This is a genomic window from Micromonospora sp. WMMA2032, assembly GCF_002688545.1.
GTDB lineage: Bacteria > Actinomycetota > Actinomycetes > Mycobacteriales > Micromonosporaceae > Micromonospora > Micromonospora sediminicola.
The window spans coordinates 4532578-4558091 of sequence record NZ_CP024052.1; the positions used below are offsets into that span (position 1 = coordinate 4532578).

Consider the following 25514-nt stretch of genomic DNA (forward strand, 5'->3'; position numbering starts at 1 on the left):
TCAGTCAGTCATGGCACTGCTCGAAGTGGACGACCTCTCCGTCACGTTCGCCCGGCGCGGGCAGCGCACCGTGCACGCGGTGGACGGGGTGTCCTTCTCGGTCGACGCCGGTGAGGTCGTCGGCCTGGTCGGTGAGTCCGGCTGCGGCAAGAGCGTCACGTCGCTGGCCATCATGGGTCTGCTGCCCAAGCAGCCGGGCCTGCGGGTCGGCGGCAAGGCGGTCTTCGACGGCACCGACCTGATCCAGCTCGACGACCGGTCCCGCCGCGACATCCGCGGCCGGGACGTCGCGATGATCTTCCAGGACCCGCTCTCCTCGCTGAACCCGGTCATCCCGATCGGGCTCCAGGTGACCGAGGTGCTCACCCGGCACCGGGGGATGAAGGGCGAGGCGGCCACCAAGGAGGCCGCCGAGCTGCTCGACCGGGTCGGCATCCCGGACCCGCGCCGCCGGCTCAAGGAGTATCCGCACCAGCTCTCGGGCGGCATGCGGCAGCGCGCGTTGATCGCCATGGCGGTCGCCTGCCAGCCCCGGCTGCTGATCGCCGACGAGCCGACCACCGCGCTGGACGTCACCATCCAGGCGCAGATCCTGGAACTGCTCAAGGACCTGGTCCGCGACTCGGGCACCGCGCTCGTGATGATCACGCACGACCTCGGCGTGGTGGCCGGCATGTGCGACACCATCAACGTCCTCTACGCCGGTCGGGTGGTGGAGACGGCCACCCGCCGTCCGCTGTTCCGCCAGCCCCGGCACCCGTACACCGAGGGTCTGCTCGGTTCCGTGCCCCGCCTGGACGCCGGCCGGGGCGAACGGCTGAACCCCATCCCCGGCTCGGTACGCGACCTGCTGCCCTGGCCGGACGGCTGCGCGTTCGCCCCGCGCTGCCCGCGCCGGGTCGACGACTGCGTGGGCGAGCCGCCGGAGCTGGTGATCGCCCACGACGGGCGGGGCTACCGGTGCGTCAACCCGGTGCCGGTGCCCGGCCTGACCCCCGGTGCGGACGTCGCGGCCACCGTGCCGACCGAGGCCGCGCCCGGCGCGGTGCCGGCCCAGGCCGAACCCGCCGACCCGCCGGCCGTGCCGGGCTTCGGACCGGCCGCGCGCGAGGAGGAGACACCCCATGAGTGACAACGAGATCCTCGTCGAGGTCCGCGACCTGAAGGTGCACTTCCCGATCCGCCGGGGGCTGCTGTTCGACCGGACCGTCGGGCACGTCAAGGCGGTCGACGGCGTCGACCTGAGCATCCCGCGCGGGAAGACGTACGGCCTGGTCGGCGAGTCGGGCTGCGGCAAGTCCACGCTCGGTCGGGCGCTGCTCCAGCTCACCCCGCCGACCGGCGGCGAGGTGACGTTCGACGGCGTCGAGCTGACCACGCTGCCCGCCGGCAAGCTGCGGTCGATGCGACGCCGGATGCAGATGATCTTCCAGGACCCGATGTCCAGCCTGGACCCCCGGCAGAACGTCGAGTCGATCCTCACCGAGGGCCTCCAGACGCACGGCATCGGCGCCGACCGCGACGATCGGCGGCGGATCATCGGCGAGACGCTGGACGCGGTGGGCCTGCCGAAGTGGGCCCTCTCCCGCTACCCGCACGAGTTCTCCGGCGGCCAGCGGCAGCGCATCGGCATCGCCCGGGCGCTGGTCCTCGGGCCGGAGCTGATCGTCGCCGACGAACCGGTCTCCGCGCTGGACGTGTCGATCCAGGCCCAGGTGGTCAACCTGCTGGACGAACTCCAGGAGAGCCTCGGCCTGACCTACTTGGTGATCGCGCACGACCTGGCCGTGGTGCGGCACATCTCCGACATGGTCGGCGTGATGTACCTGGGCGCGCTGGTCGAGGAGGCGCCGAGCGAGCGGCTCTACACCGAGCCGCTGCACCCGTACACCCGGGCGCTGATGTCGGCCGTGCCGGTCCCGGACCCGGACGTCGAGGACCGGCGGGAGCGGATCCTGCTCGCCGGAGACCTGCCGTCGCCGGCCAACCCGCCGTCGGGCTGCCGGTTCCACACCCGCTGCCCCTGGGCCCAGCCGACCCGGTGCGCCGACGAACGCCCCGAACTGCGGCCGATCGGCGGAAGCCGGGTGGCCTGCCACTGGGCCGAGCAGATCGCCGCCGGCGAGCTGCGCCCGCACGAGGTGACCGCGACGATCAGCCGGCCCGAGGGCGAGGGCGAAGAGCCGGGCGTGGTCTCCGCGCCCAGCGAGCCCGGCTCGTACGTCTGACCGCGCGGCGGCGCGTCCCCACCCGGACCCGGACGGGGACGCGCCGCCGGCTCAGCCCTCGGGGCGGTTGAGCAGGCCCACCGCGATCGTGTGCACCGCGTCCACCGCGGCCGGGTCGGCCAGCGGGGCGCTGCCGCCGGTCACCGCATACCACTCGTCGGCGTCCTTGTACTGCACCCGCAGCGTCACCCGGCCGTCGGCGTGCTCGGTGCGCAGGGTCAGCTCGCCGGTCACCACGCCGACCTCGTCGGTCATCACCCCACCCGGACCGGCGGTGATGTCGGCCGTCCGGGCGGCCGGCCCGGCCGGGGCGCCCCCGGTCGGCGCGCCCGGAACCGCGTCGGCGGACATGCCCGCCCCGGAGACGTCGGCGGGCTCCGGCTGCCGACCGTCAGCGGTCATCCCGGCCGAGGCCGGGCCGGTCGCGGTGGTGTCACCGGCCGCCGCGGCGTCCTCGCCGGTGGCGTCCGGCGTCCTCTCCGGCGCCGGTGTGCCACCCGCCCCCGTCACGGCTTGCTCGCCCATGTGCAGCCCTCCAGCATGTCGGTGAGGGCGGCCTTCTCGGCACTGGTCACCGTCAGCCGCCAGTAGTGCTTGACCGTCACCCAGTCCGCCGCGTACTGGCACCAGTACGACCGGTTCGCCGGCTTCCACTGGGACGGGTCCTGGTCACCCTTTGCCCGGTTGGAGCGCAGAGAAACCGCGATGAGCTGCGGCCGGGTCTGGTCGTTGGCGAAGTCACCGCGCTTCGAGTCCTCCCACTCGTCCGCGCCGGAACGCCACGCGTTGGCCAGCGGCACGATGTGGTCGATGTCCACGTCCGAGGGGTCGGTCAGCACCACCCCGTCGTAGACGCTCTCCCACCGCCCGCCGACCACGTTGCAGCCGGAGAGCTTGATGCCCTCGCCGTCGCGCTGCAGCACGGTGTCCCGGACGTCGCAGTTCTTGCCGGTGTCCCGCCAGTGCGGGAAGCGGGAGCGGCTGTAACCCTTCATCGACCCCGCGGCGGCCACGGTCAGCTCGCCGAGCTGCTGGTTCACGTTCCCGGCGGCGCTCGGTGGCGCGTCCGGCTCGGTGACGGAGGGGTCACAACCGGCCGCGCCGAGGGCGAGCACCGCGGCGAGCGCGGCGGTCAGCCCGGCTCGGAATCCTGATCTCGTACGCACAGACGACACCTCTCCAGCTTGCGGGCTCCGGGCGAGTCCGCACAGTACCCGGCGGCGGTTTCCGTGATTCGTGGCGTCGAGGGTGGAGCGCCGGGCAGAGTGGATAGCCGTGACCGCACCCGCTCCCGCACTGCGTACCGGCTCGGCCGCCGGGCGTGGCACCCTGCTCGCCGCGATCCTCGCCTCCGGCATGGTGTTCCTGGACAGCACCGTGGTCAACGTCGCGCTGCCGCGTCTCGGCGCGGAGCTGGACGCCACGGTGGCTGGTCTGCAGTGGACCGTCAACGGCTACCTGCTGATGCTGGCCGCGTTCGTGCTGCTCGGCGGCGCGCTGGGCGACCGGTTCGGCCGGCGACGGGTCTTCCTGATCGGGGTGGCCTGGTTCGCCGTCGCGTCGGTGCTCTGCGGGCTGGCCCAGGGCACCGGCTGGCTCGTCGCCGCCCGGTTCCTCCAGGGCGCGGGCGGGGCCCTGCTCACCCCGGGCTCGCTCTCCGTGCTCCAGGCCAGCTTCCATCCCGACGACCGGGGCAAGGCGATCGGCACCTGGTCCGGCCTGTCCGGTGTGTCCACCGCACTCGGGCCGCTGCTCGGCGGCTGGCTGATCGACACGCTCTCCTGGCGGTGGATCTTCTTCGTCAACCTGCCACTGGCCGTCGGCGTGGTGCTCGCCGCGATGCGCTGGGTGCCGGAGAGCCGGGACGAGGCGGTCTCGCGTACCGGGGGAGGGCGGGGGTTCGACGTGGCCGGCGCGCTGCTCGGCGCGCTGGCGCTCGGCGGCGTCACGTACGCGCTGATCGACGCCCCGGCGCAGGGCGCCTCCCCGGCGGTGCTGGCCGCCGCCGTGGTCGGGGTGGTCGCGGTGGTGGTGTTCGTGCTCGTCGAGCGGCGGCGCGGGGACACCGCGATGCTGCCCACCGGGCTGTTCTCCAGCCGGCTCTTCTCGGTGCTCAACGTCTTCACCGTGGTGGTGTACGCGGCGCTCGGCGGGTTCACCTTCTTTCTCGCCGTCTACCTGCAGAACGTGGTCGGCTGGTCGGCGCTGCTCACCGGCCTGGCCACGGTGCCGATGACGCTGCTGCTGCTGGTCGGCTCGCCCCGGGCCGGCGCGCTGTCCGCGCGGATCGGCCCCCGGCTGCCGCTCACCGTCGGTCCGGTGGTCGCCGCGGCGGGCCTGCTGCTGCTGCGCCGGGTCGGGCCGGGCGCCTCGTACTGGGTGGACGTGCTGCCCGGCGTGGCGCTGTTCGGCGCCGGGCTCACGCTGGTGGTCGCCCCGCTCACCACGTCGGTGCTCGGCGCCGTGGCGGACCGGTTCGCCGGGGTGGCCAGCGGCTTCAACAACGCCGCCTCCCGCGCCGGCGGCCTGCTCGCGGTGGCCGCGTTGCCGCTGCTGGTCGGGCTCTCCGGGACCGGGTACGAGCAGAAGGGCGCGTTGGCCGACGCGTACCGGGGGGCGATGGCGTGGTGCGCGGGGCTGCTGCTGGGCGGCGCCCTGCTCGCCGTGGTGCTCATCCACCGCCCGGTGAAAGGAAGGGCCCCCTCTTAACGCCTCCGGTAGAGGAGGGGCCCCTTGTTAACACCGACGCCCGAAGGGTGCGGGGGTGTTAAGAAGGGCCCCTTCCTCTGCACGAGGCGTTAAGAAGGGGCCCTTCCTTGCACCTCAGGCGCGGGTGCGGTTGACGGCGCTGGTGACCGCCTTGATCGAGGCGGTGACGATGTTGGCGTCCACCCCGACACCCCACACCGTGCGGCCGTCCACCTCGCACTCCACGTACGCGGCGGCCTGCGCGTCACCGCCGGAGGACAGCGCGTGCTCGTGGTAGTCGAGCACGCGTACCGCCACGCCCAGCGACTGCAACGCGTTGACGTACGCGTCGATCGGGCCGTTGCCGACGGCGGTGAGCGGCCGGGTCTCGCCGTCGACGCCGACCCGGGCGTCGATCTCGACCTTGCCGTCGACGGTGCCGATGGTGTAGCCGGCCAGCGTGACCGCCGGGTCGACCTGGTGGTCGACCAGGTAGTTGCGGGCGAAGATCTCCCACATGGTGCCCGGCTCGACCTCGCCGCCGTCGTGGTCGGTGACCTCCTGGACCACGCCGGAGAACTCGATCTGGAGGCGGCGCGGCAGGTCGAGCTGGTGCTCGCTCTTCATGATGTACGCGACGCCGCCCTTGCCGGACTGCGAGTTGACCCGGATGACCGCCTCGTAGGTGCGGCCCAGGTCCTTCGGGTCGATCGGCAGGTAGGGCACGGCCCAGGTGAACTCGTCCACCGGCACTCCGGCCGCCGCCGCGTCGGCGTGCAGCGCGGCGAAGCCCTTGTTGATCGCGTCCTGGTGGGAGCCGGAGAACGCGGTGTAGACCAGGTCGCCCGCGTACGGGTGGCGCTCGTGCACCGGCAGCTGGTTGCAGTATTCGACGGCGCGCTTGACCTCGTCGATGTTCGAGAAGTCGATCATCGGGTCGATGCCCTGGGAGAACATGTTCAGGCCGAGCGTCACCAGGTCGACGTTGCCGGTGCGCTCGCCGTTGCCGAACAGGCAGCCCTCGATCCGGTCGGCGCCGGCCAGCAGGCCCAGCTCGGCGGCGGCCACGCCGGTGCCCCGGTCGTTGTGCGGGTGCAGGCTCAGCGACAGGCTGTCCCGCCGGGGCAGGTGCCGGTGCATCCACTCGATCGAGTCGGCGTAGACGTTGGGCATCGCCATCTCGACGGTGGCCGGCAGGTTGACGATGAGCTTCCGGTCCGGGGTGGGGTCGACGACCTCGATCACCGCCGCGCAGACCTCCAGCGCGTACTCCAGTTCGGTGCCGGTGTAGGACTCCGGCGAGTACTCGTAGTGGATGTCGGTGTCCGGGGTGTGGATCTCCGCGTACTTCTGGCAGAGCCGCGCGCCCTGGGTGGCGATGTCGGTGATGCCGTCGCGGTCCAGGCCGAAGACCACCCGGCGCTGCAGCGTCGAGGTCGAGTTGTAGAAGTGCACGATGGCCCGGCGGGCGCCGCGCAGCGACTCGAAGGTCCGCTCGATCAGGTGCTCCCGGCACTGGGTCAGCACCTGGATCGTGACGTCCTCGGGGATCAGGTCCTGCTCGATCAGCTGGCGCACGAAGTCGTAGTCGGTCTGGCTGGCCGACGGGAAGCCGACCTCGATCTCCTTGTAGCCCATCTGCACCAGGAGCTGGAACATCCGGCGTTTGCGCTCCGGCGACATCGGGTCGATCAGCGCCTGGTTGCCGTCGCGGAGGTCCACCGCGCACCAGCGGGGCGCGGTCTCGACGCGGCGGGTGGGCCAGGCGCGGTCGGGCAGGTCGACCCGGAACTGCCGGTCGTACGGGAGGTAACGGTGGACCGGCATCCGGCTGGGCCGCTGGCGGGCGAACGGATCGGTCTCGGTGACAGGTTGAGCCATCTCGGAGTGCTCCCTGGAACATGTGGCGTCAGCAGATCGGACGGTGTCGGCGAGATGCCGGGCGACGGTGCGCGGCGATGCCGAGAAGAAGATCGGATGTGCTGGACGGCGCGGTTCAACTCCGCGACGAGGTGCCGGCCGGTCAGGCCTCGTCGCGGCAGCCAAGGAGAAGGTACGCCTGCCACATGACAGGGTCACCCTACGTGGTGGGACGGGTGGTGGGAAGGCTGGTCCGGACTATGGGACCGGAGTCACCGCTTCGGTGGATTCCGGCACTCCACCCAGCCGGGGCGTCCGCTCCGCCCAGGCCACCGCCGGCACGATCGCCGACCCGACCAGCACGAAGATCGCCGCCGTCGGATACCAGCCCCAGCCGCCGGTCGTCACACCCAGCGCGGTCAGCCCCGCCGGCGCGATCAGGAACTGGAGCTGCGAGCCGAGGCCGAACGCGCCCACGTACGCGCCGCGCTGGGCGGCCGGCGGCAGCGTGGCGGTGAGCCCCCACGTGCCCGCCGACTCGATCAGTTCGGCCAGGATGAGCAGCGTCGCGGCGGCCACCAGCGCCACCACCGTGAGCCAGCCCCGGGTCTGCGCCGAGATCGGCAGGACCACGCAGAACAGGGCGATCAGCAGCGCGCCCCGGCGGGAGGCCCGGGCCGCGCCCGACGCGGTGTCCGCGCCCCGGCTGGCCCGCACCTGCAGCAGCACGATCAGGACCGTGTTGAGCAGCACCAGCGCGGCGATGAGCGTCTTCGGCGCGTCGGTGTGGGTGAGGATCCACAGCGGCATCACGGTGAGATAGAGCGTCTGGTGCGCGGTGAGCAGCCCGGACAGCAGCGAGACGGTCATGAACGGACGGTCCCGCAGCACCGCCAGCCGACTCATCGGCTCGGTCGGCCGGGTCACCTCCGGCAGCCGGGGGAGCCGGTTCACGAAGCCGGCGGTCACCAGGAAGACCACGGAGATGAACCAGACCATGCCCCGGTACGCCCAGATCGTGTCGACGGCCAGCACCAGGCCGCTGATCAGCGCGCCCAGCCCGAAGCCGACGTTGAGCGAGGACCGCTGGTAGGCCATCGCGGTGACCCGTTCCTCCGGGCGCAACACGTTGATCGAGTAGACCTGGCGGGCCACCCCGGTCGCCGCACCGGTGATGGCCAACGCGAGCACCACGGCGAGGAATCCGGCGAAGCCAGTGACGAACGGGTACGTCGCGAACAGCGCCGCGTCGAGTAGCAGGCAGACGATCCACACCCGCTGCGGGCCGTACCGGTCGGTGAGGCCGCCCAGCGGCACGGTGCCGAGCAGCGTCGCCCCGGCGGCCAGCGAGAGGCCGAGGCCGACCTGGGCCGGGCTCAGCCCCAGCGCCCGGGTGAAGAAGACCGCGCTGCCGGCCTGGAACAGACCGTGGCCGACGGCGAACACCATGGCCTGCACGGCCAGGGCGCGGGTCAGCCCGGCCGGCGGTACGACGTGTCGGACAGCGGTGCGGATGTTCTCTCTGGCCCCCATGACCATTGAGCCAACCGTGTCCCCCACGCTCCGGTCGAGCCTTTTAGTCTGGGTCGAATCCTGCATCCGGGGGTGTGCGTGTCCGAGTTGCGGTTCAGCCTGGCCGATGTGGCGGGCGTGCGGTTCGCCGTGTCGCCGGCCAACGAGACGGTGATGAGCATGTGGGCGCTGGCCGATCCGGTTCGCTACGCGGTGCACCTGCCGTGGATCGACCGGGCCCGGGTGACGCTGCGCCGCCCGGAGGTGGCCGTGCGGGTCCGCCCGCTGGTGGAGCTGACCGGGCCGCGCCGCTGGCTGCCCGACTTCCTCACCCCGGCGGCCCGGCCGGACGCGGGAATGGTCGAGCAACTCGACCAGATCGCGGCGACGCCGCCGGCAGTGGTGGTCCAGGATCTGCTGGCGACCACCCCGAGACGGCCGCTGAGTCCGTTCGGGGAGGCGCTGCTGGCCGATCCGCGCGGGCTGCTGCCGCAGCTCGTCGACGCGGTCCGTGTCTGGCACGACGAGGCGATCGCCCCGGACTGGCCCCGGATGCGGGCGCTGCTCGACGCCGACGTGACCCATCGGGCCACCCAGCTCGCCGAGGGTGGCGCGGGCCGGCTGTTCGAGCAGCTCCACCCGAGCCTGCGCTGGCTCGGCGACCGGGTGGTCAGTGACGACCCGTTCGAGCGCGACTTCGACCTGCGTGGCCGGGGGCTGGCGCTGAACCCGGGCGTGTTCACCGACCGGCGGGTGCTGTGGAACCTGCTGGAGGACTCGCTGCCCGCCGGGTCGTACCCGGTGCGGGCGGTCGGGACGCTCTGGGAGCGGGCCCCGGCGTCACCGGGCGACCCGCTGGCCCGGGTGGTCGGTGCCGGCCGGGCCGCGCTGCTGCACCTGCTCGACTCGGCGGTGACCACGACCGACCTGGCCCGGCTGACCGGGATGTCGGCGGGAAACGTCTCCCAGCACCTCACCGCGCTGCACGCGGCCGGGCTGGTCGCCCGCTGCCGGGTCGGGCGGCACGTGCTCTATCGCAACACCGACGTCGGGGCGGCTCTGCTCCGAGCCCCGCGCGGCGTCTGACCCGGCATCGCCGGCCGCCGGCGCCACGACGGTCGATCGTCCGAGGCTCAGCGCAGCAGCAGGGCGGGCAGGGGGCGCCGGCGGCGCAGCGCGGTCTCCCGGGCGTAGAGGTCGGGCGGGAGTGTGGCCGGGTCGCCGAGGCGGCCGACGGCGACCACCACCAGCGGCCGGACGTCGTCGGGCAGGTCCAGCTCGGTGGCGAGGCGGGGCCGGTCGAGCCGGGTGAGCTGGCGTACGTGCAGGCCCAGCGCGGTGGCCTGCACGGTGAGGTGGGCGACCGCCTGGCCCAGGTCGTACGCGCTCCGCTCGGGGTCGTCACCGGCGTGCGCGGCGAGCAGCAGGGCGGCGGCGTGCCGGGCCCAGCCCTGGTCGGCATCGGGCAGGCCGACCAGGATGCGCTTCCAGGTCTCGTCCTGCCGGTGTCCGAGCGCGAACCGCCACGGCTGGGCGTTGCCCGCGGAGGGGGCCCACCGGGCGGCCTCCAGCAGGGTGGCCTCCTCGTCGGTGCTCAGCCGCGCGTCGGGGTCGAAGGCGCGCGGGCTCCACCGGAAGGCGAGCAGCGGGGTCAGGTCGGCCATGGGGACAGACTTCCCGAGGGGTGTGTCATCGGGCCGCCCCGGGGTCGCCAGATGTGGTCAAGGGCACCCGTAACGGACAAAGCGCTACGACGTTGTCGGCTCCGGCGCGTCCCGGCCGACCGGTTCGCCGTCGCCCACCGCACCGGCCAGCTCCACCGTCGCCGGCGCGGGGCCCGGCTCACCGGTCAGCGTGAGCATGCCGAACGCGGCGCGGACCGCCACCGGGGTGCCGTCCTCCCGGTAGCAGTAGATGCCGACGTCCAGCGGGGCGTTCATCGAGGCCGAGGTCGAGTCGACGGCGTAGCACCTGCCGGTGACGCCGGTCGGCGCGTCGGCGGGGGAGACCGCCAGCGGGGCCCGCCGGTCGGTGAGCACCTCCAGCCAGTCGGTGAACGGGTGCTGCACCCGGGGGTCCAGCCGGCGGGGCACCGCGTCGTCGGCGTCGCCGAGACGTGCGCAGGAGGCCGGCTCCGCCCGGCCGGCGGAGGGGAGGGCGCACTGGAACAGCCCGTCGGAGGTGGCGGCGAGCGAGACGTCCACCGTGCCGTCGTGCGCCCAGCCGGGCACGTCGACCCGCCAGCTGCCGTCGTCGGCGCTGGTCACCGCGACGGCGCGGGGAGTGCCGCCGGTGGGGGTGAAGGCGTAGGTGGCGGTGAAGTGTCGGTCCTGCGCGGCGGCGGCCACCCCGGCCAGCTCGTCGCGGGCGGCGTCGACCTGCACCGGGACCGGGTCGGCGCCGCCCGTCGGGGTCACCGCCGGCGGGTCGGCCCCGCATCCGGCCAGCACCGTCGGCAGGAGGAGCGCGAGTACGCCGGTCCGCCTCGGAACCGCGCGTCGATGAGCGTGCACCGGCCCATTCTGCTGGCTGGTGGTGGCCCGGGTCAGCCCACCGTACGGCTGTACCGCTTGGCGTGTCCGTGGTCCGCGGGGCTGGTGAGCCGCCCCACGCCGGGGCCGGATGGTGGGATCACCCGACCCGGCGTCGTGGCCCGCCCGATACCCTGAGGAGGTCTGACACACGCCGCCGGACGAAACGCCCGGCGGCGTCGGCACGCTCAGGGTCGTCGCTGGGAGGGAGTGCACCGTCGTGGCACTCGTGGTGCAGAAGTACGGCGGGTCCTCCGTCGCCAACGCCGAGCGGATCAAGCGGGTGGCCGAACGCATCGTGGCGGCCCGCAAGGCGGGCGACGACGTGGTCGTGGTGGTCTCCGCCATGGGCGACACCACCGACGAGCTGCTCGACCTGGCCAACCAGGTCAGCCCGTTGCCGCCGGGCCGCGAGCTGGACATGCTGCTCACCGCCGGGGAGCGGATCTCCATGGCGTTGCTCGCCATGGCCATCCACAACCTGGGGTACGAGGCCCGCTCGTTCACCGGTTCCCAGGCCGGCGTGATCACCACCTCGGTGCACGGCCGGGCCCGGATCATCGACGTGACCCCGGGGCGGCTCAAGGGCGCGCTGGACGAGGGCGCGGTGGTCATCGTCGCCGGTTTCCAGGGCGTCTCGCAGGACACCAAGGACGTCACCACGCTCGGCCGGGGCGGCTCCGACACCACCGCCGTGGCGCTCGCCGCCGCGCTGCACGCCGACGTCTGCGAGATCTACACCGACGTGGACGGCATCTTCTCCGCCGACCCGCGGATCGTGCCGAACGCCCGGCACATCAAGCAGATCACCTACGAGGAGATGCTGGAGCTGGCCGCCTGCGGCGCGAAGGTGCTGCACCTGCGCAGCGTCGAGTACGCCCGGCGCGCGGGCTTGCCGATCCACGTCCGTTCGTCATACTCGACCAACACCGGCACGATGGTCACCGGATCGATGGAGGACCTTCCTGTGGAACAGGCACTGATCACCGGGGTCGCCCACGACCGCAGCGAGGCGAAGATCACCATCGTCGGCGTGCCGGACGAGCCGGGCGCCGCCGCGCGGATCTTCGACACCGTGGCCGGCGCCGAGATCAACATCGACATGATCGTGCAGAACGTGTCCACCGAGGGCACCGGCCGCACCGACATCTCGTTCACGCTGCCCAAGGCGGACGGCCCGACCGCGATGGCCGCGCTCAGCAAGATCCAGGAGTCGGTCAAGTTCAAGGGCCTGCTCTACGACGACCACGTCGGCAAGGTCTCGCTGATCGGCGCCGGCATGCGCTCGCACCCGGGTGTCGCCGCCGGGTTCTTCGCCGCGCTCGGCACCGCCGGGGTGAACATCGAGATGATCTCCACCTCGGAGATCCGGGTCTCCGTGGTCTGCCGGGACACCGACCTCGACAAGGCGGTCCGGGCCATCCACGACGCCTTCGAGCTGGGTGGTGACACCGAAGCCGTCGTCTACGCCGGCACCGGGCGGTAGCGCGGATGGCGTCGTTACCCACCCTCGCCGTGGTCGGGGCGACAGGTGCCGTCGGCACGGTGATGTGCCAGATCCTCTCCTCCCGCCGCAACGTGTGGGGCGAGATCCGGTTGCTCGCCTCCGAACGGTCGGCCGGTCGCCGCATCCTGTGCCGAGGTGAGGAGTTGACCGTCCAGGCGCTCACCGCCGACGCGTTCGACGGTGTCGACGTGGCGATGTTCGACGTGCCGGACGACGTGGCGGCCGAGTGGGCGCCGGTCGCGGTGGCGCGCGGCGCGGTGGTGGTGGACAACTCCGGCGCGTTCCGGATGGACCGGGACGTGCCGCTGGTGGTCCCCGAGATCAACCCCGAGCAGGTGCGCAACCGGCCGAAGGGGATCATCGCCAACGCCAACTGCACCACCCTGGCCATGATCGTGGCGATCGCCCCGCTGCACCGCGAGTACGGCCTGCGCGAGCTGGTCCTCGCCTCGTACCAGGCGGTGTCCGGGGCGGGGCAGGCCGGGGTGGACGCGCTGCACCTCCAGCTCGGCAAGATCGCCGGGGACCGGGTGCTCGGGTCCCGCGCCGGCGACGTGCGCCAGGCGGTCGGCGACGAGCTGGGCCCGTTCCCGGCGCCGTTGGCGCTGAACGTGGTGCCGTGGGCCGGCTCGCTGGCCGACGGCGGCTGGTCCTCCGAGGAGATGAAGCTCCGCAACGAGTCGCGCAAGATCCTCGGGCTGCCCGACCTGAAGATCTCCGCCACCTGCGTCCGGGTGCCCGTGGTGACCGGTCACTCGGTCGCCGTGCACGCGGTCTTCGCCACCGAGGTGGACGCCGAGGGCGCCCGCGAGGTGCTGCGCAACGCGCCGGGCGTGATCCTGGTCGACGACCCGGCGGCCGGGGAGTTCCCGATGCCGATCGACGCGGTCGGCACCGACCCGTCCTGGGTCGGCCGCATCCGCCGCGCCGTGGACGACCCGAGAGCCCTCGACCTCTTCGTGACGGGCGACAACCTCCGCAAGGGCGCCGCCCTCAACACCGCCCAGATCGCCGAACTCCTCGCCAAGGCCCTGACCTCCTGACCTGCCCCCGCTTCCTGCGCGATCTTGCACTTCGTGCCCGGGCATCGTGGACATATGCCGCGCATCAGGGGCCGGAACTGCAAGATCGACGGCGGGTGGGGGTGGGGGTGGCGGGTCAGGCGGCGGAGAGGTGGATGCCGTCTCGGCCGTGGCGTTTGACCGCGTAGAGGGCCTGGTCGGCGCGGTGGAGGGTGCGCTCGGGGGTCTCGCCGGGGCGGGGCAGTGCGACGCCGACGCTGATGGTCCGGCCGGTGCGGCGGGCCGCCTCGGTCAGGCGCTCGGCGATCCGGACCGCCTCCTCCGGGCGGCTCACCTCGATCACCGCGACGAACTCGTCGCCCCCGGTCCGGTACAGCTCGTCGCCCTGCCGCAGTGCGCCCTCCAGGGCCCGGGCCAGCCCTACCAGCAGCCGGTCGCCGGCCTGGTGGCCGTACGTGTCGTTGACGTCCTTGAACCCGTCCACGTCGATCGCCAGCAGGGCGGTACGCCCCGGCGTGGCGCTGGCGATCCGCTGCCCGAACGGGCCGGTGTGCCGGAGGCCGGTGAGCGGATCGGAGTTGGCCTGCTCGCGCAGCCGCGCCAGAGTGCGCAACCGGTCCCGGCAGGTCCACGCCTGCCCGGCCAGCAACTCGATCAGGTTGACAGTGGTCGGGTCGGGGCGCAGCAGTCGCTCGTCGGCGACCAGCAGCACCCCGCCGGCGGTCGGCGTGCCGACCGGCACCGCCACCAGCGTGCGGGCGCCGGCCCGGGTCAGCGGCAGATACTCCTCGGTCGGCGGGTGCCCCGCCTCGCCCAGCGTGTACGCCGAGCCGTACCGGTGGGCACGGTCGATCATCCGGTCCAGCGCGACCGGCCCGGCCTCACCCAGCTCGGCCCGGATCCGTGCCTCCAGCTCACCCGGGGTGTGGGTGGGCGCGTTCAATTGGGGCCCGCGCCGGCCGGTGAGCACCAGCACGGCCGCGGCGAGCGCGGACACGTCCCGGGCGGCGGCGATCGCGGCGGTCGTCAGGTCCCAGTCCGTCGGCGCGGCGGTGAACGCGGCCGCGTGCCGGAGCAGCTTCTCGCTGCGGCTCTCGGCCGGCGGGCCGCCGAGCGCCGCGATCCGGGCGCCGAGCCGGTCGGCCAGCCGCTCGGCGGTCTCCCGCCACGGCGTGAGTCCGACCGGTTCGCTCCACTGCAGGTCGAGCACGCCGATCGGGTGGCCGTCCGGGTCGCGTACCGGCACGCAGAGCTCCGCGGTGACGTCCGGCCGGACCGGGAGGTAGTCGGGGTCGGCGGCCACGTCGGGCACGGCGGCGGTCTCCCCGGAGGCGTAGACCCGCCGCACCACGGACGGCTCGGGCCGGTGGTGGGCCGGCGCCCCGTCGGTCGTCGCCGGGACGTGCGAGAAGACCTGCCAGGCGCCGGTCGCCGCGACGCACCGGAGCCGGTCGTGGACCCGGAGCAGGATCGTCGCGGTCGCCGGGGTGTGCCGGGCGAGCGCGGCGACCGTCCACTGGCACGCCTCCGGCACGGTCGACGCCGTGGGAAGGCGTGCCGTGACGTCGCGGAGAACTCGCTCGTGATCCACGTCGTTCCTGCTCGGAGGGGGTCGGGTGCGATCAAATGTACTCAGCGCGGCGGCCGTCGACCTTCGTACACATGTGCTATCCACAGGCTGTGGACGCGGCCTGTGGGTACCGGGCGGGCCTGCGCGGCGCGGCCCGCCGGCGATAGCGTGGAGGCCCCGGGCTCCGAGGAGGCGCCGATGCTCATCGCCCAGCTCAGCGACCCGCACGTGACCACCGGTCCGCTCGCCGCCGAGCAGGCCTCCGGGCTGCACCGGGCGCTCGGGTCGGTGCTCGCCCTGCGTCCCCGGCCCGACTGCGTGGTGATCACCGGCGACCTCACCAACAACGGTCGGCCGGACGAATACCTCGCCCTCCGCGAGATCGTCGGGCGCTTCCCGTTGCCCGTCCACCTGGCCACCGGCAACCACGACGACCGCGAGTCGCTGCTCGACACGTTCGGCGGCACCCCCCACCTGGCCGGCGGGTTCTCCGCGCACTACCACGTCGACCATCCGGACGCCACGCTCGTGGTGCTCGACTCGCTCACCGCGGGCAGCTCCGACGGGCGGCTCGGCGACGAGCAGCTCGACTGGCTCGACGGCGTGCTCGCCGGCCGCCCGGAGGCGCCCGCCGTCGTGTGCCTGCACCACCCGCCGATCGCGGTGGGCATCCCGGCCGCCGACGCGATCCGGCTCGCCGACGGGGACGCGCTCGCCGCCGTGGTCGCGCGGCACCCCCACGTCGTACGCGTCGCGGCGGGTCACCTGCACCGCCCGGTGACCAGCGCGTTCGCCGGCACGGTGCTGACCACCGCGCCGAGCACCTGGGTGCAGGCGAGCCTGACCATGACCGACGAGGAGGAGATCGGCCTGGTCGCCGAGCCGACCGCGTTCCTGCTGCACCGGGTGGCCGACGGCGGCTGCGTCACGCACACCGTCCAGGTGAGCCACGCCGCGGGGCGGACCTGCTGGTTCTAACCGCCGGGCCGCTCCTCTGGTATGTCGCGTACGGCTCCAACCTGCACGCGGCGCGGCTCGACTGGTACCTGCGCGGCGGGCGTCCGCCGGGCGGGCTGCGCACGTACCCGGGCTGCCGGGACTGCCGACCACCGGAGCGGACGGTCGCGGCGCTGATCCCCGGCGGCGTCTACTTCGCCGGTGAGTCCCGGGCCTGGACGGGCGGAATGGCGTTCTACGACCCGGGGTTGCCCGGCCGGGCGGCGGCGCGCGGCTACCTGGTGACGGTCGAACAGTTCGCCGACATCGCGGCGCAGGAGATGTACCGGGCGCCGGGCGCCGACCTGGGCGGCATCCGCGCGGCGATCACCACCGGCCGGGCCACGCTCGGGGCGGGCCGTTACGAGACGCTGCTGCGGGTCGGCACCCGCGACGGCCTGCCGATGCTCACGTTCACCGCCCCGCACCGGGCGGTGGACGTGCCGTGGACCCGGCCGGCGCCGGTCTACCTCGGCATGCTGGCGCGGGGGCTGCGGGAGGCGCACGGCTGGGACGTCGCGCGGACCGTCGACTACCTGGCGGGCCGGCCCGGGGTCGCCGGTCGGTGGAGCCGGTCGGCGCTGCGCGTGGTGGCCGGCGGAGGACCTCCCTCCGACGGTGAGTCGAGTTCGGACAGTTCGGTTCGGGTGCCGGTCCGTCCGGTGTGAACGACCGTTCGGCTCGCGACGGGTGGTCCGCCGGGAGTTTTTCCGGTTAGGAAGGTTGCCAGCGCAACGGTTTCCGCGTGACATGAGCGACGGCGCCGGCTCCCTGGTCCCTGGGGGCCGGCGCCCTGGGTGACACCGCGGAACGACAGCGTGCCCCGTGCGGGAATTCACCTGACCGTCATGTCGGACTCGTCGGGCAGACCGGCACGGGTCGCCCAGCGGGGCGAGGATTCCGGATGCCGCCCCGGTCGACCTGCGGGCCGGTGGATGAGAAGCTACCCCCGGCGGGGCGGCGTTCCCCCGAGTGCCGCCTTCCGCGATCGACCCCTGTCACGGCACGGATCAGGGTCACCGGGCGAACCATCGTCCGGACACCACGCGCCGGTATCTCACGAGGAGTTCCATGTCCGTCCCCGGGATGCGCCGCCGGGCCGCCGTCGGCCTGGCCGCACTCGCCGTGACCGCGTTCAGCGCGGTCGCCGTCACCCCCGACCAGGCCGAGGCCCACTCGAAGCCGGTCGACGTCCAGCTGCTCGCGATCAACGACTTCCACGGCAACCTGGAGCCGCCGAGCGGGTCCAGCGGCACCATCGACGGTCAGCCCGCCGGTGGCGCGGAATACCTGGCCAGCCACCTGAAGGCCATGCGCGCGGCCGCCCAGCAGCAGGGCAAGGGCACGGTCACGGTCGCCGCCGGCGACCTGATCGGCGCCTCGCCGCTGCTCTCCGCCGCGTTCCACGACGAGCCCACCATCGAGGAGATGAACCTCGCCGGGCTCGAGTTCGCCAGCGTCGGCAACCACGAGTTCGACGAGGGCGCGGCCGAGCTGCTGCGGATGCAGCGCGGTGGCTGCCACCCGGTGGACGGCTGCGCCGACGGCACCCCGTTCGAGGGCGCCACGTTCAAGTACCTCTCGGCGAACGCCTTCAAGACCAAGACCGGCCTGCCGCTGCTGCAGCCGTTCGGCATCAAGATCGTCAAGGGCGTGCCGATCGGCTTCATCGGGATGACCCTGGAGGGCACCCCGAACATCGTCAGCCAGCAGGGCGTCGCCGGCCTGCGCTTCACCGACGAGGCCGACACCGCCAACAAGTACGCCAGGATCCTGCGGCTGCTCGGCGTCAAGAGCATCGTCGTGCTGCTGCACGAGGGCGGTGTGCAGAACGGCGGCGGCATCAACGACTGCACCGGGTTCAGCGGCCCGATCGTCGACATCGCCAACCGGATGGACCCGTCCATCGACGTGATCGTCAGTGGGCACACCCACGCCGCGTACAACTGCAACATCAACGGCAAGCTGGTCACCAGCGCCAGCTCGTTCGGCCGCCTGGTCACCGACATCAACCTGAAGATCGACCCGCGTACCCGGGACGTCATCAGCGCGTCGGCCAACAACGTCGTGGTCACCCGGACCGTCGAGAAGGACCCGGCCTCGACCGAGCTGATCAACCGGTACAAGACCGCCCTCGGCCCGGTGGCCGACCGGGTTGTCGGCGAGACCACCACCGCGATCACCAAGACCCAGGAGAACCTGTACCAGACCGGGGTCGACGCGAACGGCAAGCCGACGTACCAGACCGGTGAGTCGCCACTGGGCAACCTGATCGCGGACGCCCAGCTCGCCGCGACCGACACCGAGCAGAACGCGGTCGCCGCGTTCATGAACCCCGGTGGCGTCCGCGCCGACCTCGACGCCGGCCCGGTCACCTACGCCGAGGCGTTCACCGTCCAGCCGTTCGCCAACAACCTGGTGACGCTGGACCTGACCGGCGCCCAGCTCTACTGCATGCTGGAGCAGCAGTTCACCGTGGCCCGGGTGCTCTACGCGTCCTCGACCGTGAACTACGTCGTCGACGTCAACGGCGCCACCGCGCCGGCCGGCACCCCGTGCGCCGGCACCCGGGTGGTCCGGGGCAGCCTCACCATCAACGGCACCCCGGTGACCGACACCGCGACCTACCGCGTCACGGTGAACAACTTCCTCGCCGGCGGCGGCGACGGCTTCAGCGTCCTGACCGGCGGCACCAACGCGGTGACCGGCCAGATCGACCTGGACGCCTTCACCGCGTACCTGACCGAGAAGTCGCCGGTGTCCGCGCCGGCGCTGGACCGGATTCGGACCACCGCGGAGGTTCCCGCCGCCTGACGGCACCGCACCGCCAACGGGCCCCGGAGCGCTGCTCCGGGGCCCGTTGTCGTCCGTGCCGGTCAAGGAGTTCGCGTCGGGGAGGGTGCCGAAGCGTGACGCGAACTCCCTGGTCGATGAGCCTGGGGGAGGTCAGGCCACCGGCACGGGCTCGGGGCCCCGCGCCGGGCGGCCGTCCTGGGCCTGGGTGAGCAGGGGGCGCAGTGACAGCGCGAGCAGTGAGGCGACCAGGCAGCCGCCCACCACGACGGCCACCCAGACCCGCCCGTCGGCCGCGCCGATCAGGGGCCCGGCGGTGACCGGACCGACCACTCCGCTGATCCCGAAGATCATCGAACTCATGGCGTTGTACCGACCGCGCAGCTCGTCGGTGGCCAGCGCGTTGGTCAGGGCCGGCATCACCGGCGACAGCATCGTCTCGCCGAACCCGAAGATCGCCGAGCAGGCCACCACGCCGAGCGCCGCGAGCACCGCGTTGCCACCGCCGACAACACCGGCCGCACCGAGCACCAGCCAGGCCCCCGCGAAGACCGCGCCGACCGTCGCCAGCGCGCCGGTGCGGCTGCGCCCCTCCAGCCGGCGGAGCACCAGCAGCTGGGAGAGCACGATCATCACGGTGTTCGCGGCCAGCGCCCAGGCCACCACGCGGGGCGTGACCTCCACCACCCGCACCGAGTACGCGGCGAAGCCCACCTCGATCTGCGCGTACCCGCAGGTGGTCAGCACCAGGCCGAAGACGACCAGCCGACGGAACGGCCGGTCCCGCAACACCGTCAGGTAGCCACCGCTGACCGGGGTGACGCCGCCCTCCGGGACCGCGGTCGTGGCCGGGCGACGCCCGACGTGGGGCAGGGTGAGCAGGATCAGGGCGGGGGTCAGATAGCTCACCGCGTCCAGCACGTAGATCGCCTGGAACGTGACCGGCCGGGCCACGTCGACCACCGCGCCGGAGATCAGGCCGCCGACGCCGATGCCGAGGTTGAGCAGGGCGAAGTTCAACCCGAAGACACGCTGTCGCTCACCGTCACCGGTGAGCGACGCCAGGATGGTGTTCTGCCCGGCCCAGATCGCCGAACTGCCGAGCGCGACCAGGGTCATCACCCCGAACGCGGAGGCGGTCGAGTCGACCAGCGCCAGCGACCCGGTGCCGACCGCCTCGACCACCAGGCACGGCAGCACCACCCGCCGGGCGCCGAACCGGTCGATCAGCGTCCCGCCCAGCGGAGAGAGCGCCAACGTCACCGCGCCGAACCAGCCGATCACCAGACCCGCCCGGGCGTCGGTCAGCCCGCGTACGTCGGTCAGGTAGATGAACAGGAACGGCAGGGTGAGGCCGCGCCCGACCGCGGAGAGCAGCGTGCCGACCAGGATCCGGCGGGCTTCGGGACGGGCGGGCAGGGCGCGGCGCAGCATGGCTGGATTCTGTGCGGCGGGTACGACGGCCGCGACCCGTTTACCCCGCGCCCACCACGGTCACGGAGCCGGAAGGTGAGCAAGCACACCCGGTCTGCCATGCTGGCCCGGTGAGCACGACCTGGCGCCACCTGCCCGCCCCGGCCCGCGAGATCGCCGAGACCGCCACGGACGCGGTCGCCGCCGCCCGGGACCGGGACGCGGCCGCGTACCGCCCGGCCGTCGAACGACTCGCCGTGGCCGACCGGGCCGGGCTGGTGCTCGGCGGCGCGGTGCGCCTGCTGCTGGAGGAGGGGCACCCGGACGGGTTGGACGGCGACGACGTGCGTCAGGTCCTGGAGCGCTGCGCCCGGTCGGCTGCCACGTGGTGGCCCGAGGTCGACCCGCACGTGCTGCTGGTGCTGCTGGCCGGCGCGCTCGGCGTCTACGACCCGGGCGACGACGAGAACCCGCCCGACCCGGCGGCCGTCGCCCGGCACGCCCCGCTGCTCGTGGCCGACCTGCTCACGGTCACCGGACGCCCGTTCGCCGACTGCCTGAACGCGGCGTTCGCCGAGGTGGCCCGCACCGAACTGCACGACTGACCGGCCGACCCGGTCACGGGCTGGCGGCCAGGAAGACGAACGCGGCGAGCAGCACCAGGTGCACCCCGCCCTGGAGCACGGTGGCGCGCCCGGGCACCACGGTCAGCACGCCGGTCACCGCGGTCAGCGCGAGCAACGTCATCTGGGTGCCGCCCAGGCCCAGCAGCAGCGGGCCGTCCAGCCAGATCGAGGCGATCGCGATGGCCGGGATGGTCAGGCCGATGCTGGCCATGGCCGAACCGAGGGCGAGGTTGAGGCTGATCTGCACCCGGTCCCGCCGGGCCGCCCGGGCGGCGGCCAGCGTCTCCGGCGCCAGCACCAGCAGGGCGATGACCACGCCGACGAACGCCTGCGGCAGGTTGGCCGCCTGGACGGCGGACTCGATCGCCGGGGAGATGGTCTTCGCGTCGCCGACCACCGCGACCAGCGCCACGACCAGCAGCGCCAGGCTGGCCAGGGCGGTACGCGTGGACGGCGGTTCGGCGTGCCCGTCGCCGTCGCGGTCCTCGGCCATGATGCTGCCCTCCTGGGTGACCGGGAGGAAGTAGTCGCGGTGCCGGCCGGTCTGCACCATCACGAAGAGCAGGTAGAGAGCCAGCGAGGCGACCGCCGCGAAGGCGAGCTGGGCCGGGGAGAACTCCGGACCGGGACGGCTGGTGGTGAACGTCGGCACCACCAGGCTGAGCGTGGCGAGGGTGGCCACCGTCGCCAGGGCCCCGCCGGTGCCCTCCGGGTTGAACACCGCGACCTGACGGCGCAGCGCGCCGAGCAGCAGGGCCAGCCCGAGGATGCCGTTGCAGGTGATCATCACGGCGGCGAAGACGGTGTCCCGGGCCAGCGCCTGCGTCTTGTCCCCACCGCTGATCATCAGGGTGACGATCAGGCCGACCTCGATCACGGTGACCGCGACCGCCAGCACGAGTGAGCCGTACGGCTCACCGACCTTGTGGGCCACCACCTCCGCGTGGTGCACGGCCGCCAGCACGGCGGCCGCGAGCAGGGCGGCCACCACGGCGATGAGCACACCGGGCAGCTCCCGGCCCCACGTGACCACGAGCAGGAGCACGGCGACCAGGGGTACGACAGTGGTCCAATCGGTCAGGCGGGATCGGATCATCGCTGGCATGCGTCAACCATGCCAGGTGAATCGATCAACCGCCCGTGGCCGGACGCCTTCGCGCCGCTTTCGTCCCGTCCCCGTTCGACGCCGCGAGCGCCGGCCGGGTCGGTGGCCGCCGTCACGGTGCAACAGCCCACAACGCTCGGGCGTCCCGGTGGCAGGAGGTGGCCGATGGCTGGTGCCGAACCGGCGTTCGAGGAGTTCGTCCGGGCACGGTGGGCGGCGCTCGTCCGCTACGGGTACGTGCTCACCGCGAACCCGCACGACGCGGCCGACCTGGCACAGGAGGCGCTCGCCCGGCTCGGTGCGGCGTGGCCCGGCCTGGTGCGGCCGCCGTACCGGGGTGTACCCCCGAGGTGCTCACCCTGCGTACGACGGAGGCGGAGCTGGTCGTGCTCGACCTGGGAGCGATCCGCTGAGCAGGGCGGGCAGGTCGGTCAGGCTCGCGAACGAGGGCCCGTCCCAACCCGGGTCGGTGTCCTGGTGCTCCGTGGTCCGCAGCACGGTCATCCCGACCGCGGCGGCCCCGGCCAGCTCGCCGTCCGCGCCGTCGCCGGCGTAGACGCAGTCGCCCGGGGCGACGCCCAGCCGCTCGGCCGCGTGGCGGTAGATCGCCGGGTCGGGCTTGGCCAGCCCGACGTCGCTGGAGAAGACCGCGACGTCGAAGCGGTGGGCCAGGGCGGTTCCGGGCCACGCCTCGGCGGTCTCGGCGGTCGCGTTGCTGATCAGGGCGAGCGGACGCCCGCCCGTGCGCAGCGCGTCGAGCACGTCCAGGACGGCGGGCGAGACGCGGCCCAGCACCCGGCGCGCGAGCGCCCGGCGGTGCTCGGCGGCCCGGCTCACCTGCTCGTCGGTCGGCGTGCCGCCGAGCCGGCCGGCGAGGATCCGGATCGTCTCCTCGACGTCCCAGCGGACCAGCCGGTCCCGCCACGTCGCGTGGTACGCGGCGACCAGCGCGTCCGGCGGCACCCCGACGACGAGCGCCATCTCGCCGACCACCCGGTCGCGCTCGGCGTCGGCCCCGTGGACCAGGGTGTGGAACAGATCGAAGATCACCGGCCGGGCCATGTGGGCATCCTACTGAGACGGTGACCGCCGTCACCCCGGCCCTTCTCCGGAGACGCGGAACGTGCTTGCCGCAGACGGTTCGGGGAGGGAAGGGTGCTGCGTGTGACGCACTCTCCCCACGGCCTGACCATCCCGTCAGGTCTCTCCCCTCAGCGCCGCCGCCTGCTGATCGAGCTCGCGGCCCGGAACGACGCGGATCACGGCGAGGACCTGCTGGGCCTGGTCCTCTCCGGTTCGGTGGGCCGGGGTGTCGCCACCGAGCGCTCGGACCTGGACGTCTACGTCGTTCTCACCGACGGGGGCATGGGCGGCCGCAGGACGACCCGATCCCCTGACGTCGACGAGATTCCGGTCCCGCTGTCCCAGTTGGAAGAGGTGCCGCCGTTCGGGAGCGGGGGCTGGTGGTTCCGCTGGTCGTTCGCCTGGGTCCCGATCCTCCTTGACCGCACCGAGGGCCGGTTGCCGGTAGCGCTTCATCGAGCGGCCACGGTCACGCCCGACGAGGCGGAGGCGATCCTGGTCGAGCACGACCGCCTGGACGGGTGGCTGAACCATGCCTACCGCGCCCTCAAGAGCGACCGGGACGGGCGCGGACTGGAACGCCGGCTCGATGCCGCCGAGTCGGTGCCCTGGTTGCTGGACGTCATCTTCACGTTGGCCGGGCGGGTGCGCCCCTACCACAAGTACCTGCCCTGGGAACTGGGTGAACACCCGCTGCCCGGGTGGGAGGCGGGTGGACTCCTGTCCCTGCTGGAGGCCACCCTGGACGGCGATCCGGCCGCCATCCGGACCACCTTCGCGCGGGTCGAGAGCCTCTGCGCGACTTTCGACGACGAGCGTTCCGTGCCGGTGCTGACCCCCGTCTTCGAAGGCTGGGGAGACGAGCTGCAGATCTTCCGGACGTGAACGGGCGGGAAGTGCGCGGCGGTGCTGGCTCGGATCGCTGCGGGCCCTGCCCGGGGTTGGGCACCAAGACGCACCAGAGGGCACATCCGTGGATCGGATGTGCCCTCTGACCTCTGGTCGGGGTGGCCGGATTCGAACCGACGACCTCTTCGTCCCGAACGAAGCGCGCTACCAAGCTGCGCCACACCCCGAGGCGTGCCGACAAATAGTAGCCCACCCGCCTCCGTGGTCAAACTCGGTACCCCCGTGCCCCGCGCCCGGGCCCGGACGTCAGCGGGAGATCAGGGTCAGGATGCTCGCCTCGGGTGGGCAGGCGAAGCGGACCGGGGCGGTCGGGTGGGTGCCCAGGCCGGCGGAGACGTGCAGCCACGAGTCCGAGCCGGGCCAGCGGTGCAGCCCGCGCGCCATCGACCGGGGCAGCCCGCAGTTGGTCACCAGCGCGCCGTACCCGGGCACGCAGACCTGCCCGCCGTGGGTGTGCCCGGCGAGCAGCAGACCGAAGCCGTCGGCGGCCATCCGGTCCAGCACCGCCGGTTCCGGCGAGTGCGCCAGGGCGATCGACAGCGCGGCGGAGTCGCCGACCGGACCGGCCACGGCGTCGTAGTCGTCCCGCTCGATGTGCGGGTCGTCCACGCCGACCAGTTCGATCTCCCGGCCGCCGGCCTTGAGCGTGGTGCGGGCGTTGTTCAGGTCGGCCCAGCCGGCGCCGGTGAGGATGTCGCGCAGTTCCTCGTACGGCAGCGCCACGCCCTCGGTGTACTCCCGGTCGGGCAGGAAGTAGGTGAACGGGTTCTTCAGGACCGGCCCGGTGTAGTCGTTGGAGCCGAAGACGAAGGCGCCGGGCAGGTCGAGCAGCGGTTGCAGGGCGCGCAGCACGCCGGGCACCGCCTCCGGGTCGGCCATGTTGTCGCCGGTGACCACCACCAGGTCCGGGTCGAGCGCGGCCAACGAGGCCACCCAGTCCTGCTTGCGGCGCTGGCCGGGCATCATGTGCAGGTCCGACAGGTGGAGCACGCGCAGCGGTTCGGCGTCGGTCGGGAGCACCGGCACGTCGTACCGGCGGAGGGTGAACAGGTTGCGTTCGACGAGCGACGCGTATGCCAGGGTGGCCGCGCCGACGGCGGCGGTCCCGGCCGCGAGCCGGAATAGTGTGCGCTTTCGCATGGCGTTCAGGGTAGTTTCACCGTCCATGAGCACGCTGAAGGACCGTCTCACCGCCGACATGCGCGCCGCCCTGAAGGCGCGCGACGAGCTGACCACCTCCACGCTGCGGATGGCCCTCGCGGCCGTCGGCACCGCCGAGGTCGCCGGCCGGGAAAAGCGCGAGCTCAGCGACGACGAGGTGCTCGCGGTGCTGACCAAGGAGGCGAAGAAGCGGCGCGAGGCGGCGACCGCCTTCGCCAACGCCGGGCGCGTCGAGCAGGCCGGCAAGGAGACCGCCGAGGGTGAGGTGCTGGAGCGCTACCTGCCGAAGCAGCTCTCCGACGAGGAGTTGGCCGAGCTGGTCTCGGGGGCGCTCGCCGCGGGCGGCTTCACCGGCAAGGCGCAGATGGGCCCGGCCATGAAGGCGGCCCAGGGCGCGGTGGCCGGCCGGGCCGAGGGCGGCCGGGTCGCCGCCGAGGTACGCCGCCAGCTCGGCCTCTGACCGCCTCCGACCGCCGCTGACCGACGGAAACGGGCGGGCACCCGCTGGGG

General features: G+C 73.2%; 23 protein-coding genes and 1 tRNA gene. 12 read left to right on the forward strand and 12 right to left on the reverse strand.

The genetic code is table 11. The features are described from left to right. Positions 1-10: 10 nt before the first annotated feature. Positions 11-1132: an ABC transporter ATP-binding protein gene (locus CO540_RS21000; protein WP_099163334.1), complete on the forward strand. Its 1122-nt coding sequence runs from the start codon at positions 11-13 to the stop codon at positions 1130-1132. After that, positions 1125-2228: an ABC transporter ATP-binding protein gene (locus tag CO540_RS21005; protein ID WP_099163335.1), complete on the forward strand. Its 1104-nt coding sequence runs from the start codon at positions 1125-1127 to the stop codon at positions 2226-2228. Before CO540_RS21000 ends, CO540_RS21005 begins: the two co-directional genes overlap by 8 nt. Before the next feature lie 51 nt (positions 2229-2279). On the opposite strand, the gene CO540_RS21010 is transcribed toward CO540_RS21005, so the two are convergent. Then, positions 2280-2753 carry a hypothetical protein gene (locus CO540_RS21010; RefSeq protein WP_099163336.1) on the reverse strand — a complete coding sequence of 158 codons (474 nt, stop codon included), beginning with the start codon at positions 2751-2753 and terminating at the stop codon, positions 2280-2282. After that, positions 2735-3394: an HNH endonuclease family protein gene (locus CO540_RS21015; RefSeq protein WP_091568442.1), complete on the reverse strand. Its 660-nt coding sequence runs from the start codon at positions 3392-3394 to the stop codon at positions 2735-2737. The genes CO540_RS21010 and CO540_RS21015 overlap by 19 nt, the downstream gene beginning before the upstream one ends. Before the next feature lie 109 nt (positions 3395-3503). Between CO540_RS21015 and CO540_RS21020 the strand changes: the two genes are divergently transcribed. Further along, the gene (locus CO540_RS21020) at positions 3504-4937 is read left to right on the forward strand and encodes an MFS transporter (protein WP_091568446.1); all 1434 of its coding nucleotides are present in this window, start codon (positions 3504-3506) and stop codon (positions 4935-4937) included. 114 nt (positions 4938-5051) lie between these two features. Here CO540_RS21020 and leuA read toward each other — a convergent pair whose 3' ends face one another. Both leuA and CO540_RS21030 read right to left on the reverse strand, forming a co-directional pair. Then, the gene (leuA, locus tag CO540_RS21025; RefSeq protein WP_099163337.1) at positions 5052-6797 is read right to left on the reverse strand and encodes a 2-isopropylmalate synthase; all 1746 of its coding nucleotides are present in this window, start codon (positions 6795-6797) and stop codon (positions 5052-5054) included. A 237-nt stretch (positions 6798-7034) separates the two neighbouring features. Beyond that, positions 7035-8309 carry an MFS transporter gene (locus tag CO540_RS21030; RefSeq protein ID WP_157779167.1) on the reverse strand — a complete coding sequence of 425 codons (1275 nt, stop codon included), beginning with the start codon at positions 8307-8309 and terminating at the stop codon, positions 7035-7037. 78 nt (positions 8310-8387) lie between these two features. Here CO540_RS21030 and CO540_RS30225 point away from each other — a divergent pair, with 78 nt between their 5' ends. Then, positions 8388-9374, forward strand: coding sequence for a MarR family transcriptional regulator (locus tag CO540_RS30225; RefSeq protein WP_157779168.1), 987 nt, complete (start codon positions 8388-8390; stop codon positions 9372-9374). Between the two features lie 47 nt (positions 9375-9421). Here CO540_RS30225 and CO540_RS21040 read toward each other — a convergent pair whose 3' ends face one another. Together CO540_RS21040 and CO540_RS21045 are read right to left on the reverse strand one after the other, a co-directional pair. Further along, a complete protein-coding gene (locus CO540_RS21040) occupies positions 9422-9952 on the reverse strand; it encodes a nitroreductase family protein (RefSeq protein ID WP_099163340.1) in 531 nt (176 codons plus the stop codon). 84 nt (positions 9953-10036) lie between these two features. Continuing rightward, a complete protein-coding gene (locus CO540_RS21045) occupies positions 10037-10801 on the reverse strand; it encodes a hypothetical protein (protein WP_099163341.1) in 765 nt (254 codons plus the stop codon). Between the two features lie 238 nt (positions 10802-11039). Here CO540_RS21045 and CO540_RS21050 point away from each other — a divergent pair, with 238 nt between their 5' ends. Together CO540_RS21050 and CO540_RS21055 are read left to right on the forward strand one after the other, a co-directional pair. Beyond that, positions 11040-12305: an aspartate kinase gene (locus CO540_RS21050; protein ID WP_091568473.1), complete on the forward strand. Its 1266-nt coding sequence runs from the start codon at positions 11040-11042 to the stop codon at positions 12303-12305. A gap of 5 nt (positions 12306-12310) precedes the next feature. Beyond that, the gene (locus CO540_RS21055; RefSeq protein ID WP_098747424.1) at positions 12311-13369 is read left to right on the forward strand and encodes an aspartate-semialdehyde dehydrogenase; all 1059 of its coding nucleotides are present in this window, start codon (positions 12311-12313) and stop codon (positions 13367-13369) included. Positions 13370-13484: 115 nt separating this feature from the next. Here the strand turns inward: CO540_RS21055 and CO540_RS21060 are convergent, their stop codons facing one another. Beyond that, a complete protein-coding gene (locus CO540_RS21060) occupies positions 13485-14939 on the reverse strand; it encodes a diguanylate cyclase (RefSeq protein ID WP_099163342.1) in 1455 nt (484 codons plus the stop codon). 177 nt (positions 14940-15116) lie between these two features. Here CO540_RS21060 and CO540_RS21065 point away from each other — a divergent pair, with 177 nt between their 5' ends. From CO540_RS21065 to CO540_RS21075, 3 genes are all read left to right on the forward strand, one after another. Next, on the forward strand, positions 15117-15896 hold the full coding sequence (locus CO540_RS21065; RefSeq protein ID WP_099164881.1) for a phosphodiesterase: 780 nt from the start codon (positions 15117-15119) through the stop codon (positions 15894-15896). Positions 15897-16102: 206 nt separating this feature from the next. Continuing rightward, positions 16103-16582: a hypothetical protein gene (locus tag CO540_RS21070; protein ID WP_253866139.1), complete on the forward strand. Its 480-nt coding sequence runs from the start codon at positions 16103-16105 to the stop codon at positions 16580-16582. Positions 16583-16985: 403 nt separating this feature from the next. Next, positions 16986-18728 carry a bifunctional UDP-sugar hydrolase/5'-nucleotidase gene (locus CO540_RS21075; protein WP_099163343.1) on the forward strand — a complete coding sequence of 581 codons (1743 nt, stop codon included), beginning with the start codon at positions 16986-16988 and terminating at the stop codon, positions 18726-18728. A 132-nt stretch (positions 18729-18860) separates the two neighbouring features. On the opposite strand, the gene CO540_RS21080 is transcribed toward CO540_RS21075, so the two are convergent. Beyond that, the gene (locus CO540_RS21080; protein WP_099163344.1) at positions 18861-20141 is read right to left on the reverse strand and encodes an MFS transporter; all 1281 of its coding nucleotides are present in this window, start codon (positions 20139-20141) and stop codon (positions 18861-18863) included. A gap of 110 nt (positions 20142-20251) precedes the next feature. Here CO540_RS21080 and CO540_RS21085 point away from each other — a divergent pair, with 110 nt between their 5' ends. Further along, positions 20252-20725, forward strand: coding sequence for a hypothetical protein (locus tag CO540_RS21085; protein ID WP_099163345.1), 474 nt, complete (start codon positions 20252-20254; stop codon positions 20723-20725). A 13-nt stretch (positions 20726-20738) separates the two neighbouring features. On the opposite strand, the gene CO540_RS21090 is transcribed toward CO540_RS21085, so the two are convergent. Next, entirely contained in the window at positions 20739-21842 is a 1104-nt protein-coding gene (locus tag CO540_RS21090) for a calcium:proton antiporter (protein ID WP_099163346.1), read from the reverse strand. Positions 21843-22205: 363 nt separating this feature from the next. Continuing rightward, positions 22206-22913 (reverse strand): HAD family hydrolase, encoded by a 708-nt coding sequence (locus CO540_RS21095; RefSeq protein ID WP_099163347.1) that lies wholly within the window; start codon positions 22911-22913, stop codon positions 22206-22208. 93 nt (positions 22914-23006) lie between these two features. Here CO540_RS21095 and CO540_RS21100 point away from each other — a divergent pair, with 93 nt between their 5' ends. Continuing rightward, entirely contained in the window at positions 23007-23819 is an 813-nt protein-coding gene (locus CO540_RS21100) for a nucleotidyltransferase domain-containing protein (RefSeq protein ID WP_157779169.1), read from the forward strand. 114 nt (positions 23820-23933) lie between these two features. On the opposite strand, the gene CO540_RS21105 is transcribed toward CO540_RS21100, so the two are convergent. Then, positions 23934-24010 (reverse strand) — tRNA-Pro (locus CO540_RS21105). 79 nt (positions 24011-24089) lie between these two features. Beyond that, the gene (locus CO540_RS21110; protein ID WP_099163349.1) at positions 24090-24983 is read right to left on the reverse strand and encodes a metallophosphoesterase; all 894 of its coding nucleotides are present in this window, start codon (positions 24981-24983) and stop codon (positions 24090-24092) included. Between the two features lie 25 nt (positions 24984-25008). On the opposite strand from CO540_RS21110, the gene CO540_RS21115 reads away from it, so the two are divergent. Next, a complete protein-coding gene (locus CO540_RS21115; protein WP_099163350.1) occupies positions 25009-25464 on the forward strand; it encodes a GatB/YqeY domain-containing protein in 456 nt (151 codons plus the stop codon). Positions 25465-25514 lie beyond the last annotated feature (50 nt).

Bases quoted from the DNA above. Each gene is read 5' to 3' on its own strand.
- CO540_RS21080 (WP_099163344.1), bottom strand. From the start codon at position 20,141: ATGCTGCGCCGCGCCCTGCCCGCCCGTCCCGAAGCCCGCCGGATCCTG.
- CO540_RS21070 (WP_253866139.1), top strand. From the start codon at position 16,103: ATGGCGTTCTACGACCCGGGGTTGCCCGGCCGGGCGGCGGCGCGCGGC.
- CO540_RS21075 (WP_099163343.1), top strand. From the start codon at position 16,986: ATGTCCGTCCCCGGGATGCGCCGCCGGGCCGCCGTCGGCCTGGCCGCA.
- CO540_RS21000 (WP_099163334.1), top strand. From the start codon at position 11: ATGGCACTGCTCGAAGTGGACGACCTCTCCGTCACGTTCGCCCGGCGC.
- CO540_RS21065 (WP_099164881.1), top strand. From the start codon at position 15,117: ATGCTCATCGCCCAGCTCAGCGACCCGCACGTGACCACCGGTCCGCTC.
- CO540_RS21095 (WP_099163347.1), bottom strand. From the start codon at position 22,913: ATGGCCCGGCCGGTGATCTTCGATCTGTTCCACACCCTGGTCCACGGG.
- CO540_RS21110 (WP_099163349.1), bottom strand. From the start codon at position 24,983: ATGCGAAAGCGCACACTATTCCGGCTCGCGGCCGGGACCGCCGCCGTC.
- CO540_RS21055 (WP_098747424.1), top strand. From the start codon at position 12,311: ATGGCGTCGTTACCCACCCTCGCCGTGGTCGGGGCGACAGGTGCCGTC.
- CO540_RS21040 (WP_099163340.1), bottom strand. From the start codon at position 9,952: ATGGCCGACCTGACCCCGCTGCTCGCCTTCCGGTGGAGCCCGCGCGCC.
- CO540_RS21005 (WP_099163335.1), top strand. From the start codon at position 1,125: ATGAGTGACAACGAGATCCTCGTCGAGGTCCGCGACCTGAAGGTGCAC.
- CO540_RS21010 (WP_099163336.1), bottom strand. From the start codon at position 2,753: ATGGGCGAGCAAGCCGTGACGGGGGCGGGTGGCACACCGGCGCCGGAG.
- CO540_RS21115 (WP_099163350.1), top strand. From the start codon at position 25,009: ATGAGCACGCTGAAGGACCGTCTCACCGCCGACATGCGCGCCGCCCTG.
- CO540_RS21090 (WP_099163346.1), bottom strand. From the start codon at position 21,842: ATGATCCGATCCCGCCTGACCGATTGGACCACTGTCGTACCCCTGGTC.
- CO540_RS21030 (WP_157779167.1), bottom strand. From the start codon at position 8,309: ATGGGGGCCAGAGAGAACATCCGCACCGCTGTCCGACACGTCGTACCG.
- leuA (WP_099163337.1), bottom strand. From the start codon at position 6,797: ATGGCTCAACCTGTCACCGAGACCGATCCGTTCGCCCGCCAGCGGCCC.